The organism is Gordonia sp. (in: high G+C Gram-positive bacteria), from assembly GCF_020438995.1.
Classification (GTDB): Bacteria; Actinomycetota; Actinomycetes; order Mycobacteriales; family Mycobacteriaceae; genus Gordonia.
Genome location: NZ_JAGQTN010000105.1, coordinates 1 through 15455 on the forward strand (window position 1 = coordinate 1; position 15455 = coordinate 15455).

Here is a 15455-nt window from a genome sequence, read left to right on the forward strand (position 1 = left end):
AGGGAGAATTCGAGGTCGTCGGGCAGTCCGCCGACGTTGTGGTGGCTCTTGATGTTGGCGGTGCCGCTGCCGCCGCCGGATTCGACGACGTCCGGATACAGGGTCCCCTGGACGAGGAAGTCGACCTTCTCCCCCGCCGCGGCCCGGTCGCCGAGCACCTCGGTGACCGCTCCCTCGAAGGAGCGGATGAACTCGCGTCCGATGACCTTGCGTTTGGCCTCCGGATCGCTGACGCCGGACAACTCGCTCAGGAACACCGACTCGGCATCGACCGTCACCAGGCGTGCACCGGTGGCGGCGACGAAGTCCTGCTGCACCTGTTCGCGCTCACCCTCGCGCAGCAGACCGTGATCGACGAACACGCAGGTCAACCTGTCACCGATGGCGCGCTGCACAAGCGCGGCGGCCACCGCCGAATCCACACCGCCGGACAGGCCGCAGATAGCCAGACCGTCACCGACCTGCGCACGCACGTCCTCGATGAGGGATTCGGCGATGTTGGCCGCAGTCCAGGCGGGTTCGAGGCCTGCGATGTCGTACAGGAAACGGGTAAGCACCTGCTGCCCGTGCGGGGTGTGCAGCACCTCGGGGTGATACTGCACCCCGGCCATCCGGCGCTCGGTGTTCTCGAATGACGCGACCGGGGCACCGGGCGTCGATCCGGTGACGGAAAACCCCTCGGGTGCCACCTGCACGGCGTCGTTGTGGCTCATCCACACCGGCTGCTCGCCGTCGAGACCTGCGTGCAGTACACCGCCGCCGGGAGTGAACGGGGTGCGGCCGAATTCACGGCCACCGGTGTTGGCGACGGTGCCGCCGAGTGCCTTGGCCATCGACTGGAAGCCATAGCAGATGCCGAACACCGGCACCCCCAGATCAAGGACCGCAGGGTCGAGACTGGGTGCGTCGTCGGCGTACACCGATGCGGGCCCACCCGAGAGCACGATGGCCGCCGGGTTCTTGGCCTCGAACTCGGCCAGCGGTGCGTCGTGGGCGATGACCTCGGAGTAGATGCGCGCCTCACGCACCCGACGGGCGATGAGCTGCGCGTACTGGGCACCGAAGTCGACGACCAGGACGGGATGGGTGTTATCGGATGAGCCGGTCACCCGGGCAAGTCTATAAGTGCGCCCGACGCGGCGGGAAATCACTCACGCCCGGGCGGACAGCCCCACCTTCTGGAACTCCTTGAGGTCGCAGTAACCGGCTTTGGCCATGGCCCGGCGCAGCGCGCCGACGAGGTTCAGTTCGCCGTACGGGTCGTCGGACGGCCCGCCCAGAACCTGCGCCAGGTCGGGACGATCCTCGTCGGTGGCCACCTGCAGGAGCGCGCCACGCGGGGTGTCGGGGTGGGCGGCCGCCGACGGCCAGTACCAGCCACGGCCGGGTGCCTGCGCGGCGGTGGCGAGCGGGGTGCCCAGCACGGCGGCATCGGCACCACACGCGATGGCCTTGATCAGGTCGCCGGAGGTGTGGATGTCACCGTCGGCGATGACGTGCACGTACCGGCCGCCAGTCTCGTCGAGGTAGTCGCGGCGCGCGGCGGCGGCGTCGGCGATGGCTGTGGCCATCGGCACCCCGATGCCGAGAACCTCACCAGTGGTGGTGGATCCGGCGGTCGAGCCGTATCCGACGATCACCCCGGCAGCACCGGTACGCATCAGATGCAGCGCGGTGTGGTGATCGAGCACACCGCCGGCGATGACCGGAACGTCGAGATCGGCGATGAAGGTCTTGAGGTTGAGCGGCGCCCCGGCCTCACCGGTCGTACGGTCCACCTGCGCGACGTGTTCGGCGGAGATGATGGTGCCATGCACCACCAGCAGTTCCACGCCTGCGGCGAGCAGCGCCGGGGTGAGCTCGGGTGCGTGCTGCGGACTCACCCGCACGGACGTGGTCACACCGGCCTCACGAACGCGCGCCACCGCCTGCCCGATCAGTTCGGGATCGAGCGGCGCCCGGTGCAACTCCTGCAGGCAGCGCACGGCTGCCCGCGGGTCGGGATCAGTGGTGGCGACGTCGATCAGCTGGTCGATCTTGTTCTCGACATCGCGGTGCCGGGCCCACAGCCCTTCGCCGTTGATGACGCCCAGCGCGCCGAGCCGGCCGAGATCGATGGCCGACTCCGGTGAGACGAGCGCATCGGTGGGGTGGCTCAGAATCGGCGCGTCGAACCGGTAGGCGTCGATCTGCCAGGCAGTGGACACATCTTTGGACGACCGGGTGCGGCGCGACGGAACGACACTGATGTCGTCGAGTTCGTAGGTCCGCCGGGCCGTGCGGCCCATTCCGATATCGACAAGGTCACGCACCGTTGCGCCTTTCTGCTGGTGACGAGTGCTCACACGGACGTGCCCGGGCGCCTTTGGGCACCTCGGGCACGACCGGGGTCAGCGTGAATAGTAGTTGGGCGCCTCGGTGGTGAGGGTGATGTCGTGCGGATGGGACTCTTTGAGCCCGGCCGCGGTGATCTGCACGAACCGCGCCTGCTGCAGGTCGGTGATGGTGGCCGACCCGGTGTATCCCATCGCCGCGCGCAGCCCGCCGACGAGCTGGTGCACGACCTGGCTGAGCGGCCCGCGGAACGGAACCCGGCCTTCGATCCCCTCGGGGACGAGCTTCTCCTCCTTGAGGACGTCGTCCTGGAAGTAGCGGTCCTTGGAGTACGACTTGCCCTGGCCGCGACCCTGCATGGCGCCGAGCGATCCCATGCCCCGGTAACTCTTGAACTGTCTACCGTTGACCAGGATCAGCTCACCGGGCGATTCGGCGGTACCCGCCAGCAGCGACCCGACCATCGCGGTCGACGCGCCGGCGGCCAGTGCCTTGGCGATATCGCCCGAGTACTGCAGACCGCCGTCGGCGATCACCGGTACGCCCGCCTTCTGGCAGACGGTGACCGCTTCGAGAATGGCGGTGATCTGCGGTGCGCCGACGCCCGCGACCACGCGGGTGGTGCAGATGGAACCCGGCCCGATGCCGACCTTGACGGCGTCGGCACCGGCGTCGATGAGGGCCTGGGCGGCCTCCCGCGTCGCGACATTGCCGCCGACGACGTCGACGCGATCGCCGACCTCGGCCTTGAGCTTGGCCACCATGTCGAGCACGAGCCGGTTGTGGGCGTGTGCGGTGTCGACGATGATCACATCCGCTCCGGCATCTGCCAAAGCCATCGCGCGGTCCCACTGCGGGCCACCGGTGCCGACGGCGGCGCCGACGAGCAGCCTCCCGTCGGAGTCCTTGGTGGCCAGTGGATGCTGTTCGGTCTTGACGAAGTCCTTGACCGTGATCAGGCCGGTGAGCTTGCCGTTACCGTCGACGATCGGCAGCTTCTCCACCTTGTTGCGCCGCAGCAGCCCGAGGGCGGCCTCGGCCGACACCCCTTCTTGCGCGGTGATCAGCGGGGCCTTGGTCATCACCTCGGACACCGGGCGGTCCTGATCGACCTCGAACCGCATGTCACGGTTGGTGATGATGCCGACGAGCTCACCGGCGGCGTCGACCACCGGCAGCCCGGAGATGCGGTACCGCGCGCACATCGCGTCGACCTCGGCGAGGGTGTCGGAAGGTGAGCACGTCACCGGGTCGGTGACCATCCCGGCCTCGGACCGTTTGACGGTCTCCACCTGCGATGCCTGCTCGTCGATCGACAGGTTGCGGTGCAGGACGCCCATGCCCCCGGCCCTGGCCATCGCGATGGCCATGCGCGATTCGGTGACGGTGTCCATCGCCGAGCTGACGAGCGGTACCCGGAGTGTGATGTTGCGGGTGACCCTCGACGAGGTGTCGACATCGCTCGGGATCACATCTGATGCGGACGGCAGCAGCAGGACGTCGTCGAAGGTGAGGCCGAGCATCGCGACCTTGCCGGGATCGTCTCCACCGGTGTGAACGTGCGTCATCGTTCCATCGTATCGGCACCACCGCCCCGACCATGAATCACGCCGACGACGGCAACCACAAACAGCAACGCATTCGACCGGACGACAGCGACACCCAATCCGGGACGGCGATCGGCTACCGTGGACCCGTGCGTGATCATTTCCCACCCGGCCTTCCCCCTGATCCGTTCGCGGGTGATCCCAGCGACCCGTCGGCCGCCCTGGACGCGATCGAGCCCGGTATCCCTCTCGACGACAGTGAGCGGATGGCCGTCGAGGAGGATCTCGCCGACCTGGAGGTCTACGAGACACTGCTGGCGCAGCGGGGTGTGCGCGGTCTGGTGGTGATGTGCGAGGACTGCCGCGAGGATCACTACCACGACTGGGAGATGTTGCGGGCAAACCTACTTCAGTTGCTGCTCGACGGTACGGTACGCCCGCACGAGCCGGCTGTCGACCCACGTCCCGACGACTACGTCACCTGGGATTATTGCCGGGGCTATGCCGATGCCCACAGCCACTTCATCGGCGGCACCGACCGCTGACGTCCGCGGCGGCCGGCCGCAAACACTTCTGAAAAACGACTCTTGCCGACACCGCAACCGCGGCGTCGGCAAGAGTCGTTATACGGCCCGGTCAACTCGACGGGCTGGTGGTCTCCACCTCGGTGGTCACGACCACGGTCTCGTCGGCTGTCGTCGGGTCGGCCGTGGTCGTGGCGGCGGTGGTCGTCGGCGCTGCGGTGGTCGTGGGCGGTGCACTCGATGACGATGGCGAACTCGACGGTGTGAGCAGGACCGAATGCGACGGGTCGGAGGTCACGGTGTCGCTGACCGTGGCGTCGGTGCCGACATCAGGACTGGGATCATCGACGACCGGATTATCCACCGTGGTGCTGTCGTCGGTGATATCGGCCGGGGTGCTCTCGGATGCGGTACTCTCGCGGGTCTTGCTGCTGGTGGCCTTCTTCGCGCTGTCGTCCTTGAGCCGTTCGATCCACTCCTTCATCCGGCGGCGGGTCTCTTCGTCCTTGACCGGTTTGAGGTCTTCGGATGCTTTGGAGATCAGGCTGTTGGCCGATGACAGGTCGCCTGTCTGAACGGCCGACTGGGCTTGCTCCAGGTTGTCCTTGGCCTGCACCATCGCCTTGGTCTGCTGGGCCTGCTCGGCGAAGACCACCGACTTGACTCCCCACAGGGTGTCACCGGGCTGGGCGCCTTCGGCGACGACGATGAGCCCGGCGGCCGCGACGACCGCGACGGCGGCGGCACCGGAAACCACACGTAAGTGCCGCATCGCACGGCTCCCGCGCCGGGGCGGCTCGGATGCTGCGATCGCGTGCTCGATCTCATCGATACCCGGAAGCGGCGGCAACGGCTCTGACAGGGTGTCGCGACGCCAACCGGACAACAGGACGGCGAGCCGGTACTCGGCGTCGTCGCCGGTGAGGACGGGCATATCGCGCGCGAGCGCGTCGATGAACGCCTCGTCCTCCCGCAGGGCGTTGAAGTCGAGTTGTCCGGCGTCGTCGGGCAGGTCCGGGTCATGGTCGTCCCACTGCTCGTGGTTGTTCATCGCGGATCACCTGCCTTACTGATGTGCTTCTTGAGTCGGGCCAATGCCCGGTGCTGTGCCACCCGCACCGCTCCCGCCGTGGACCCGACGACCGCAGCGGTCTCGTCCGCCGACAGCCCGACGACGAGGCGCAGGACCAGCACTTCGCGTTGCTTCTCCGGCAGAAGTTCGAGCAGTTCGCGCATCTGTCTGCCTGCGTCAGCGTCGAGGGCGCGTTGTTCGGGGCCGGCGACACCGGTGAACGTTTCAGGGACGTCTTCCACGGGATCGGACCGGACCCGGCCCGCCACTCTCATCGCGTCGGCAACCTTGTGCGATGCGATTCCGTACACGAAGGCCATGAAGGGCCTGCCCTGCTCTTGATAGCGGGGCAGCGCCGTCATCACTGCCATCAACGCCTCCTGCGCGACATCATCAGCGGAGAACAGATGCCGTTCTCCTACACCCAGACGTCCTCGGCAATAGCGCAGAATCGGTTCCTGCACGCTTTCGAGAACTGACGTGAGCGCAGCACGATCGCCTTGCCGTGCAGCACGGACCGCATCGTCCAACTCACCATCTGTCAGTCTCATCGGTTGCTGCGAACTCCGTGTTACATAGTCGTAGTGGTCACTACCAGCGGTTTCAGGCAGTTACGTCACTGATCCTGATCTCGGTGGGCCGCGGACGGCCGCCGGCGCCTTCCCCACCGGTAACCCAAACACCTTAGCGAGGTCGGGTCATCGGCCGAATGACATCCCGCGCCGTGTCAGCTCTTCGTGCAGTTGCTGGTTCTCGACGGTAACGGCGGGGTCGGACATCAGGGAGCCGAGAAGTGCAGTCGCCGCCCACTGCAACGGCAGCAGCCCCGCGCCGGCGCTCGCCCGGCGGCAACGATGTCCACGGTCGATCGCCGCGTCGGTTTTCCCGGCCGCGGCATCGGCGGCAGCGGCGATCAGCTCGGTCTTGATGCGGTGCCGTAGGTGGTGTTCGGCGGGCACGGCGGCAAGCAGGTCCAGACCGGCCTGCGAATGCGTGCGCGCCGACACCGGGTCGCCACGGTAGAGGCCGAGTTCGGTGCTGACCCACTCGCACCGGAGCCGCGGCCTCAACCCGCACTCCCAGTCGGTGTCGGTGATCATTCCGGGATCGGTGAGCGTTCGTGCCCGGCGGAGCAGACGTTCGGACGCGCCGAAGGCGAACCGTCCCAGATTGTCGGCGGCGAGTCCGACGAGCGCGTCGATCCGGGCCGCACGGGCCCAGTTGTCACCCATGCGCTCACCCGATGACGTCGGCAGTCCGATCAGCGCGAGTGCCCGGGCGTCGGGAACCAGCGCCTTGTCGTGCCGCCCCGCCTGGCGCAGCAGGGAGGCGCGGGTGCTCCGGCAGAGTGATTCGAGCGCGATGTCCGCGGCCCGAGCGCAGTCGGCCGCGAGCACTTCGAGCTCGGTGTCGGCCCGTGCTGCGTATCCGGCCGCGCCGTGCCGCACGGCCGAACGCCAGCGTTCGCGTCGCTCGGCGGCCGTGGTCCGGCCGTGGTCGATAGCTACTTCAAGCATCAAATCCCCCGTGAGCAGCGGAAATCGTGGCGAAAGTCACTCACCCCGATACAGTTTGCATGAATTTAACACAGCGCGGCCGAAGGTTATTCAGGCATAAAAGTGACGTGCGCATGATGCAATCATGTCATACAGGTTACGTGGCGCCGCACAGGAAACCTACGAGACGCTGTCGACGATACCGGTGAGTAACCTTGAATCATCTGTGAATATTACTGTGCTGCAACATGAATACGCACAACCATGCCCCGGCGCAGCGCCCCGCACAATGCCATCCAAGCGGGTGCGGACCGTACAACATCCCGTTAACAAATGGGGAATCTTTGGTCTATTTCGTCCGGTTCGAAGTCATATTGACTCGGTTTCTTTCACGGATTTAGTGTCTTTTCATGCACCGGCCAGAGCGGCCAAGTCGAACAAGGAGTTGCAGCCATGCCTCAGCCCAATCACCTCCCCGGCCCCAACGCTGACATCTGGGATTGGCAGATGCAGGGTCTGTGCAGGGGTGTGGATTCGTCGATGTTCTTCCACCCCGACGGCGAGCGCGGCCGGGCCCGTGCGCAGCGTGAACGGCACGCCAAGGAGATGTGCCACCGTTGCCCGGTGATCGTCCAGTGCCGCGAGCACGCACTCGCCGTCGCCGAGCCGTACGGCATCTGGGGTGGGTTGAGCGAATCCGAACGCAGCATCCTGATGAAGCGCGGCGTAGGCCGCCGCATCGCCTGATAGTGGCAAACAAGAAGGGGCACCCGACGATGCGGGTGCCCCTTCTTGTTTGCGTTCTACTAGTGCGCGTGGCCGTGGTGGGCGTGCGCGTCGGCCGCGGGAGCCGGTTTGTCGGTGATGGCGGTCTCGGTGGTGAGCACCATGCGCGCCACGGATGCGGCGTTGACGACGGCGGACCGGGTGACCTTGACGGGGTCGATGATGCCATCGGCGAGCAGGTCGCCGTAGGTCAGGGTGGCGGCGTTGAAGCCATGTCCGCTCTCGGCGTCGGCGACCTTGGAGACGACGACGGCGCCGTCGAGGCCGGCGTTGGTGGCGATCCAGTGCAGGGGCGCGTTGAGTGCGGTGGCGACGACCTGGACACCGAGTGCCTCGTCGTTGGGCAGGGTGTCGGCGAGTTCATCGAGCACCTTGGCGGCCTGCACGATGGCGGAGCCGCCGCCGGGGATGATGCCTTCTTCGACTGCGGCCTTGGCCGCGGCGACAGCGTCCTCGACGCGATGCTTGCGCTCTTTGAGTGCGGTTTCGGTCGCCGCGCCGACACGGATGACGGCGATGCCGCCGGCTAGTTTGGCCAGGCGTTCCTGCAGCTTCTCGCGGTCCCAGTCGGAGTCGCTGTTCTCGATCTCGCGCTTGAGCTGTTCGACACGCGCGGCGATCTCGTCGCTGGTGCCGGCACCGTCGACGAGAGTGGTGTTGTCCTTGGTGACGACGGCGCGCCGGACGGAGCCGAGCAGTTCGAGTCCGGCGTCGGCAAGGGTGATGCCGATATCGGTGGAGATGACGGTGCCGCCGGTGACGACGGCGAGATCTTCGAGGAACGCCTTGCGCCGGTCACCGAAGTAGGGCGCCTTGACGGCGACGGCGCGGATGGTCTTGCGGATCGAGTTGACGACGAGGGTCGACAGCGGTTCGCCTTCGACGTCTTCGGCGATGATCAACACCGATTTACCGGCCTGGACGACCTTCTCGAGCAGCGGCAGGAAGTCGGGCAGGGAGCTGATCTTGTCGCGGTAGAGCAGCACGAGAGCGTCTTCGAGGATCGCTTCCTGGCTGTCGTGGTCGGTGACGAAGTAGGGCGAGAGGTAGCCCTTGTCGAACTGAACGCCTTCGGTGATGTTCAGTTCGGTCTGCAGGCCGGAGCCTTCTTCGACGGTGACGACGCCGTCGGCGCCGACCGTGGACATGGCCTTGCCGACCATGGTGCCGACCTCTTCGTCACGCGAGGAGACGGTGGCGACCTGCGCGATGGCGGTTTCGCCGTCGACGGGGGTGGCAACGCGCAGGAGTTCGGTGCTGATGGCGTCGGCGGCTTTGCCGATTCCGGCGCCGAGGGCGATCGGGTTGGCGCCGGCGGTCACGTTGCGCAGGCCCGCGGTGACGATGGCCTGGGCGAGGACGGTGGCAGTGGTGGTGCCGTCACCGGCGACGTCGTTGGTCTTGGTGGCGACGGATTTGACGAGCTGTGCGCCGAGGTTTTCGGACGGGTCGTCGAGGTCGATGTCGCGGGCGATGGTGACACCGTCGTTGGTGACGGTGGGTCCGCCGAAGGCTTTTTCGAGCACGACGTGCCGACCGCGGGGTCCGAGGGTGACCTTGACAGTGTCGGCGAGGGCGTTGATGCCGCGTTCGAGTGCCCGGCGAGCTGTGTCGTCGAATTCGATGTGCTTGGCCATGGGGTGCTTTCGGTTATGAGGGATCGGGCCCGGGTGTGATGGAGCCGGTGTGGGTGATCCGCTGGCGTGAAAGGGGTGCGGAAAGCCGCCCGCCCCGGGCCCCTGTACGGGCTCCGGGGCGGTGCGGCCGGTGGCGCGGGGACGCTGCGGTCTCCGCTGCGCCGGGTTTTAGCCGATCACGGCCAGCACGTCGCGTGCCGACAGGATCAGGTATTCCTCGCCCGAGTACTTGATCTCGGTGCCGCCGTACTTGCTGTAGATGACGGTGTCGCCTTCTTTGACGTCGACCGGGATGCGGTTTTCGCCTTCGTCGTCCCAGCGGCCGGGGCCGACTGCGATGACTTTGCCTTCCTGCGGCTTTTCCTTGGCGGTGTCGGGGATGACCAGGCCCGACGCGGTGGTCGTCTCGGCCTCGACTGCCTGCACCAGGATCTTGTCCTCAAGCGGCTTGATGTTCACGCTCGCCACGATGTGCGTCCTCAACTTTCGATACTGAGTATGTGATCGGTGTTCCGATACGTACGTGGGTGGCGCTCTGTCCCGAGGCCGCGTCGTCGCGGGTGCCGTGGCTTCGTACAGTGCCCTCTAGCACTCTATACATGCGAGTGCCAGCACTCAAGGTTCGAGGGTGCAAAAATGCGGCCCGGTTTGATCGCTGTCAGCGAACTGGCCACGACGGGTGGCTCAGCGCGCCCGCTCCGGCCGCTCCAGCAGCCCGCGGGCGATGAACTCGGCGGTCAGAGCCGAGGCGATCGCACTCACCGCGAGCAGCGCGACCAGCACGAACAGTTGCATCGCCGCCGCGGCCGCGGGAGATGCGCCGCCCAGGACCATGCCGACGAACGATCCGGGAATGGTGACCAGACCGACCGACCGGGTCTGGTCGAGGGCGGGGATGAGCGCGGTCGATGCGGCGTGCCGGCATATCTCCAGACGCGCCTCCCGGATGAGAAAGCCCAACGACATCGCGGCCTCCACCTCGCCGTACCGTTCGGCGAGGCTGTCGAGGCAGTGTTTACCGGCGAGCGAGGTGGTGTTCATCGCCGCCCCGAACATGATGCCGGCGGTCGGGATGATCGCGAGTCCGGTCATCGGCAGCACTCCGGTGGCCACGAGCAATGCGACGATCACCAGCGTCGGCAGCCCCACCGGAATCAGGCACAGCAGCGCAGTATTCACGGTCTCTCTGCGGATCACGCCGGGTTTGCCGGTCACCCGGCCCGCCGAGGTGCAGGCCGCCACGGCGGCCATGACGAGGACGAACAGGATCGATGCCCATAGGACATCGATGACGACGGTGACCACCAGGGCGAGCGCGCCGAGTTGCGCGATCGCCCGCAGTACGGCCCGCACGGCGCCGGCGGCCATCCCGCTGCCGCTGAGGTGGTTGACGACCGCGGCGATCGCGGTGAGCAGGACCAGCGCGACCGCGAGCTTGGGCCCGATGTGGATGATCGCGTCGTTGACATCGCTCGCCGCCAGGACTATCGCCGACGTTCGCACTGGATCCACCATTTCTGCCCATATGTCCGGCAAACGGGCTGTGTCGCCGGAGTGACACATGGATACACTGTAGCGTACGCGACGCACGCCTAGAACGGGGTAGTATTTACGACAATCGTCGGCTAGTCTCATCGCGTGACCGAGTACCCCGCGGACTTTGCCCACGATCTCGTCGCGCAGGTCGCCGGAGCGAAGGCACACCATGCCGGCTGACCTCGCTGCACCCGACACCGCCCGCGACGATGCGCTGGGAGTGGTCTCGGCCCACGCCGGCAACCGCCGGCACGGCAGCACCTACGCGCTGTGGTGGTGCGGGCTCGCGCTTGTCGTGGTACTGCTGGCCTGGCTCAGTCTGTTCGTGGGCGCGCGGCCGGTGTCGGCGACGCAGGTCTGGGACGCACTGTTCGCCTACGCCGGGAGCTCCGACAGGGACCAGGAGGTCGTGGTCGGCTACCGCATTCCGCGGGCGCTGCTCGCGGTGGTCGTCGGGGCCGCGCTGGGTATGGCCGGTTCCCTCATCCAGCGACTGATGCGCAACCCACTGGGTGATCCGCAGATCCTCGGGGTCAACGCCGGTGCGTCGTTCGCGGTGGCGATCGCGGTCGGTTTCCTGGGGCTGACCAGTATGTGGTCGTACATCTGGTTCGCCTTCGCCGGCGCGGTCGCGGCAATGGCCATCGTCTACGGCCTCGGTTCAGCCGGGCGCGGCCGGATCACGCCGGTGCGGGTCACGATGGCCGGCGTCGCGGTGACCGCGGTGCTCACGGGTGCGGTCCGCGGCATCGGCCTGCTCAATCCCGACGCCTTCGACGCCCTGCGCATCTGGGAGGTCGGCTCGCTGGTCGGCCGTAACAACTCGGTCCTCCTGGCCGTCCTGCCGTTCGTGGTGATCGGCGCAGTACTCGCGATGGGACTGGCGCGGCCCCTCGACGCGATCTCGATGGGCGACGACCTGGCCACCGCGATGGGTGTTCCCGTCCGGCGGGTCCGCATCCTCACCATCGTCGCGGTGGTGTTGTTGTGCGGAGCCGCGACCGCCGCGGCCGGGCCGATCGGCTTCGTCGGGCTGATGGTTCCGCACGCCGTACGCATGGTGGCCGGCGTCGGCGGCTGGTGGCTGACGGCGTTCTCGATGTTGGGCGGTGCCGCGCTGGTCCTGGTCTCCGACGTGGTGGGTCGGGTTCTGGTGCGTCCGGACGAGGTGCCGGTCGGTATCGTGACCGCATTCGTGGGCGCGCCGATCCTGGTCATTCTGGTCCGCAGACTCTCGTCAGGAACCGCATGACATCGGCGCGAAGCGGAAACAAGCCCTACCGGGCCACCGCGTTCACCGTGGAGCACTCGGGCAGCATCGATTTCGGGCGTCCGGTGATCCGGTGGCGGATCGGCGGACTGTCGGGGCGTTGGGACCGGCGCGAGGTCGTGGTCGGGACCGTAGCCGCAGTGGCCACCGTCGTCGTGGCGATCGTCGCGCTCGGAATGGGTGATCTCACCGTGTCGCCGGTGGGCGTGGTCAATGCACTGCTGGGTACCGGAGATCCGGCGGCCGAACTCGCCATCCGGGAGTGGCAGGCGCCCCGGGTGCTCGCAGCCCTCGCGTTCGGCGCCGCACTCGCCCTGTCCGGGGCCATCTTTCAGCTCCTGACCCGCAATCCGCTCGGCAGTCCCGACATCATCGGGTTCGGCGTCGGCTCGTACACAGGCGCGCTGGTGGTGACGTTGCTCTTCTCAGGTGGATATCTGGCCACCGCGGGCGGTGCGCTCGCGGGCGGTATCGGCACAGCCGCTGTCGTCTACGCCCTCGCCTTCCGGCAGGGGGTGGGCGGATTCCGGCTGGTGATCTGCGGTGTCGCGATCAGCTCAATGCTCGCGGCGGTCAACTACTGGCTGATCCTGCGGGCCGAGTTGTCCGAGGCGATGTCGGCGGCCCAGTGGGGTGCGGGAACCCTCGAGACGATCACCTGGCAGCTGACCACACCAGCACTGTGCGTGATCATCGTCCTCGTCGTCGGGGTTGCGGCATTGTCGCGGCGGCATCCGGTCTTCGAGCTCGGACCCGAGTTCGGCAGGACGCTCGGCGCGCAGTCGCGGGCTTCACAACTCGGTCTACCGATCCTCGGCGTCGCGCTCACCGCGGCCGCCACCGCGGTGGCCGGACCGATCGCATTCATCTCTCTGTCCGCACCGCATATCGCCCGCAGGCTCGTCGGCGGCGGGCGCACACCGCTCACAGTCACCGCGCTGCTCGGCTCGCTACTGCTCGTCGTCAGCGATGTCGTTGCCGCACGCGCCTTTTCGCCGCGGGCACTACCGGTGGGCGTGATCACGGTATGCCTCGGCGGCATCTACCTCTGTTACCTTCTGTACCGCGAGATGAGGCAGGAACAATGACCGCGATCTCCACCAGACTCGGCGCCGACGGCCTCACGCTGGGTTACGGCGAGAAGGCCATCGCCCGCGATCTGACCGTCGAGATCCCCGACAACAAGTTCACCGTGATCATCGGCCCGAACGCGTGCGGGAAGTCGACGCTGCTGCGGGCGTTGTCGCGGCTGCTCGCCCCCACTGCGGGCTCGGTCGTCCTCGACGGAAAATCGATCGAAAAGTACTCGACCAAGGAGGTCGCGAAGATTCTGGGGCTGCTGCCGCAGACCTCGATCCCGCCCGAGGACATCCGGGTCGCCGAACTCGTGTCGCGGGGCCGCTACCCGCACCAGCAATTCCTGCGGCAGTGGTCGCAGGCAGACGAAGACGCGGTGGCCGCGGCGATGGTGGCCACCGGTGTGGCGCACCTGGCCGGTGAGCGGGTCGACAGGCTCTCCGGTGGCCAGCGCCAACGTGTCTGGGTGGCCCTGGTCCTGGCCCAGGAGACCCCGCTGGTATTGCTCGACGAGCCGACGACCTACCTGGACATCGCCTTTCAGGTGGAGCTGCTCGACCTGTGCCGACGGCTGCAGCGTGAGGAGAACCGGACGGTGGTGGCCGTACTGCACGACCTCAATCAGGCCTGCCGTTACGCCGACCACATCATCGCGATGCGCGCCGGTGAGGTGATCGCGGCGGGCGCACCGGCAGACGTGGTCACGGCCGACCTCGTGGCCGGCGTATTCGGACTGGCGTGCCGCATCATCGACGACCCCGAATCGAATACTCCGCTGGTCATACCGGTCTGGCAGACCACGTAGACGAGCGATCACAGGAAGAAAGGGCACCCTTACCCATGCCGTCGCACCCTGCTAAGGTCCGAACCATGAATTCACGACGAATCCGACATGTTTGCTGCGTGGGTGCTCCGGTTGTCGCCGGACTCGTCGTGGCGGCGACCCTCACCTCTCCCGCCTCCGCGGCCCCGGCAAGCACCAAGCTGGCGTCGGGCTGGTCGTACTCGCAGACGTCCATCCCCGCCGGTGTCGCCGACGGCGCCGAACTCGCAATCGATCAGAAGCGCCGCAAGATCTTCGTGACCGACGCCGACGACTTCAACTACAAGGATCCCAAGAGCGGACAGGTCCTGCCCTATCCGCATCCGCTCAACCCCAAGGTCGCGGTCCTGAGCGCCGACAGCCGTAAGGTGCTGCGTTCGATCAGTTACAACAACCTCCCCACGACTACCGTCCCGGTCAGTAAGACCATCCCGGCGAAGATGCCGATGAAGCAGATCCCGGTCGGGATCGCGCTCGACACCAGGGCCGGGCGAGTGCTCACCACCAACGCCGAGACCAACGCCGCCACCATCGTCAGCATGAACGCACGCGCCGCGACTCCGGGCGACATGGTCAAGTCCAAGCTCGACCATCCGATGGGTATCGCCGCCGACCCGACCACCGGGCGTGCGTATATCGCCAATGTGACCCTCGACGAGGTGGCCGTGATCGATACCGCCACCCGACGCGAGATCACGCGGATCAAGGACATCTACAGCCCGTCGTTCATCGCGATCGATTCCACGCGCCACCGGGTATACATCGGTAACGCCGATATCAAGACCAAGGGCAAGACCAACTACCTGACCGTGGTCGACAGCCGCACCAACACGATCGTCAAGAAGATCACCACCGCCGCCAATTCGCGGCCGGCCGTGGATGCGGCCACCGGCAAGGTCTACGCGGCCAGCTTCGCCACCGGCGAGGTCGCTGTGATCGACCCCGATTCGCTGACCATCGTCGCACGCATCCAGACCGGTGCGACGCCCAACAAGATCGCCATCGACTCCAAGCGCCGCGTCGCGTACACGTCGAACCTCTTCAAGAAGACCTTCACGGTGATCGACCTGAAGACCAACGCGGTGGTAGGAGCCATTCCCGCAGGCGTCGGCGTGCACACCCTCGCCGTCGACGAACGCACGGGGACCGTGTTCTCCACACAGTTCCAGAGCTCGAACCTGACCGTCCTCTCGGTCAAGCGAGGCTAGTGGGAGACACGCCCTAGACACAATACCGTTCAGTTAGTGCGCACCGGCGTGTAGGTGGGTGGCCCTGCGGGTTGGGGCCAGTGCTGGTGGTGTGCTCGTTTGACGTGCCATTTGGTGTATTTGCGTTTGACGACGCGGGGGTTGC

At 66.9% G+C, this 15455-nt stretch carries 15 protein-coding genes; 6 read left to right on the top strand and 9 right to left on the bottom strand.

From position 1 onward, the window contains the following. The 3 genes from guaA to guaB all read right to left on the bottom strand — a co-directional run. Positions 1-1109: glutamine-hydrolyzing GMP synthase (gene guaA, locus KDB67_RS08330; RefSeq protein WP_291014704.1), on the bottom strand; the 1109-nt coding region annotated here is incomplete at its 3' end. A 42-nt stretch (positions 1110-1151) separates the two neighbouring features. Then, a complete protein-coding gene (locus KDB67_RS08335; RefSeq protein ID WP_291014706.1) occupies positions 1152-2312 on the bottom strand; it encodes a GuaB3 family IMP dehydrogenase-related protein in 1161 nt (386 codons plus the stop codon). Positions 2313-2390: 78 nt separating this feature from the next. After that, positions 2391-3902, bottom strand: a complete 1512-nt coding sequence (guaB, locus tag KDB67_RS08340) for an IMP dehydrogenase (protein WP_291014709.1) — start codon at positions 3900-3902, stop codon at positions 2391-2393. A 128-nt stretch (positions 3903-4030) separates the two neighbouring features. On the opposite strand from guaB, the gene KDB67_RS08345 reads away from it, so the two are divergent. Then, positions 4031-4426 (top strand): DUF5319 domain-containing protein, encoded by a 396-nt coding sequence (locus tag KDB67_RS08345; RefSeq protein WP_291014738.1) that lies wholly within the window; start codon positions 4031-4033, stop codon positions 4424-4426. 91 nt (positions 4427-4517) lie between these two features. Here the strand turns inward: KDB67_RS08345 and KDB67_RS08350 are convergent, their stop codons facing one another. The 3 genes from KDB67_RS08350 to KDB67_RS08360 form a co-directional block, all read right to left on the bottom strand. Beyond that, complete coding sequence (locus KDB67_RS08350; protein ID WP_291014712.1) at positions 4518-5456, bottom strand: anti-sigma-D factor RsdA; 939 nt, start codon at positions 5454-5456, stop codon at positions 4518-4520. Next, on the bottom strand, positions 5453-6028 hold the full coding sequence (gene shbA / locus KDB67_RS08355) for an RNA polymerase sigma factor ShbA (RefSeq protein ID WP_291014714.1): 576 nt from the start codon (positions 6026-6028) through the stop codon (positions 5453-5455). The genes KDB67_RS08350 and shbA overlap by 4 nt, the downstream gene beginning before the upstream one ends. A gap of 147 nt (positions 6029-6175) precedes the next feature. Further along, on the bottom strand, positions 6176-6994 hold the full coding sequence (locus KDB67_RS08360) for a hypothetical protein (RefSeq protein WP_291014717.1): 819 nt from the start codon (positions 6992-6994) through the stop codon (positions 6176-6178). A 432-nt stretch (positions 6995-7426) separates the two neighbouring features. On the opposite strand from KDB67_RS08360, the gene KDB67_RS08365 reads away from it, so the two are divergent. After that, complete coding sequence (locus KDB67_RS08365) at positions 7427-7720, top strand: WhiB family transcriptional regulator (protein ID WP_291014720.1); 294 nt, start codon at positions 7427-7429, stop codon at positions 7718-7720. A 59-nt stretch (positions 7721-7779) separates the two neighbouring features. Here KDB67_RS08365 and groL read toward each other — a convergent pair whose 3' ends face one another. The 3 genes from groL to KDB67_RS08380 all read right to left on the bottom strand — a co-directional run bounded on the left by groL (position 7780) and on the right by KDB67_RS08380 (position 10899). Continuing rightward, entirely contained in the window at positions 7780-9396 is a 1617-nt protein-coding gene (groL, locus tag KDB67_RS08370; protein WP_291014722.1) for a chaperonin GroEL, read from the bottom strand. A gap of 168 nt (positions 9397-9564) precedes the next feature. Continuing rightward, the gene (gene groES, locus KDB67_RS08375; RefSeq protein WP_291014724.1) at positions 9565-9864 is read right to left on the bottom strand and encodes a co-chaperone GroES; all 300 of its coding nucleotides are present in this window, start codon (positions 9862-9864) and stop codon (positions 9565-9567) included. A gap of 216 nt (positions 9865-10080) precedes the next feature. Next, positions 10081-10899, bottom strand: a complete 819-nt coding sequence (locus tag KDB67_RS08380) for an ABC transporter permease (protein WP_291014727.1) — start codon at positions 10897-10899, stop codon at positions 10081-10083. A 202-nt stretch (positions 10900-11101) separates the two neighbouring features. On the opposite strand from KDB67_RS08380, the gene KDB67_RS08385 reads away from it, so the two are divergent. From KDB67_RS08385 to KDB67_RS08400, 4 genes are all read left to right on the top strand, one after another. After that, a complete protein-coding gene (locus KDB67_RS08385; RefSeq protein ID WP_291014730.1) occupies positions 11102-12184 on the top strand; it encodes an iron chelate uptake ABC transporter family permease subunit in 1083 nt (360 codons plus the stop codon). After that, a complete protein-coding gene (locus tag KDB67_RS08390) occupies positions 12181-13290 on the top strand; it encodes an iron chelate uptake ABC transporter family permease subunit (RefSeq protein WP_291014732.1) in 1110 nt (369 codons plus the stop codon). Before KDB67_RS08385 ends, KDB67_RS08390 begins: the two co-directional genes overlap by 4 nt. Beyond that, the gene (locus KDB67_RS08395; protein WP_291014734.1) at positions 13287-14084 is read left to right on the top strand and encodes an ABC transporter ATP-binding protein; all 798 of its coding nucleotides are present in this window, start codon (positions 13287-13289) and stop codon (positions 14082-14084) included. The genes KDB67_RS08390 and KDB67_RS08395 overlap by 4 nt, the downstream gene beginning before the upstream one ends. Positions 14085-14182: 98 nt before the next feature. Then, complete coding sequence (locus KDB67_RS08400) at positions 14183-15310, top strand: YncE family protein (protein ID WP_291014736.1); 1128 nt, start codon at positions 14183-14185, stop codon at positions 15308-15310. Positions 15311-15455 lie beyond the last annotated feature (145 nt).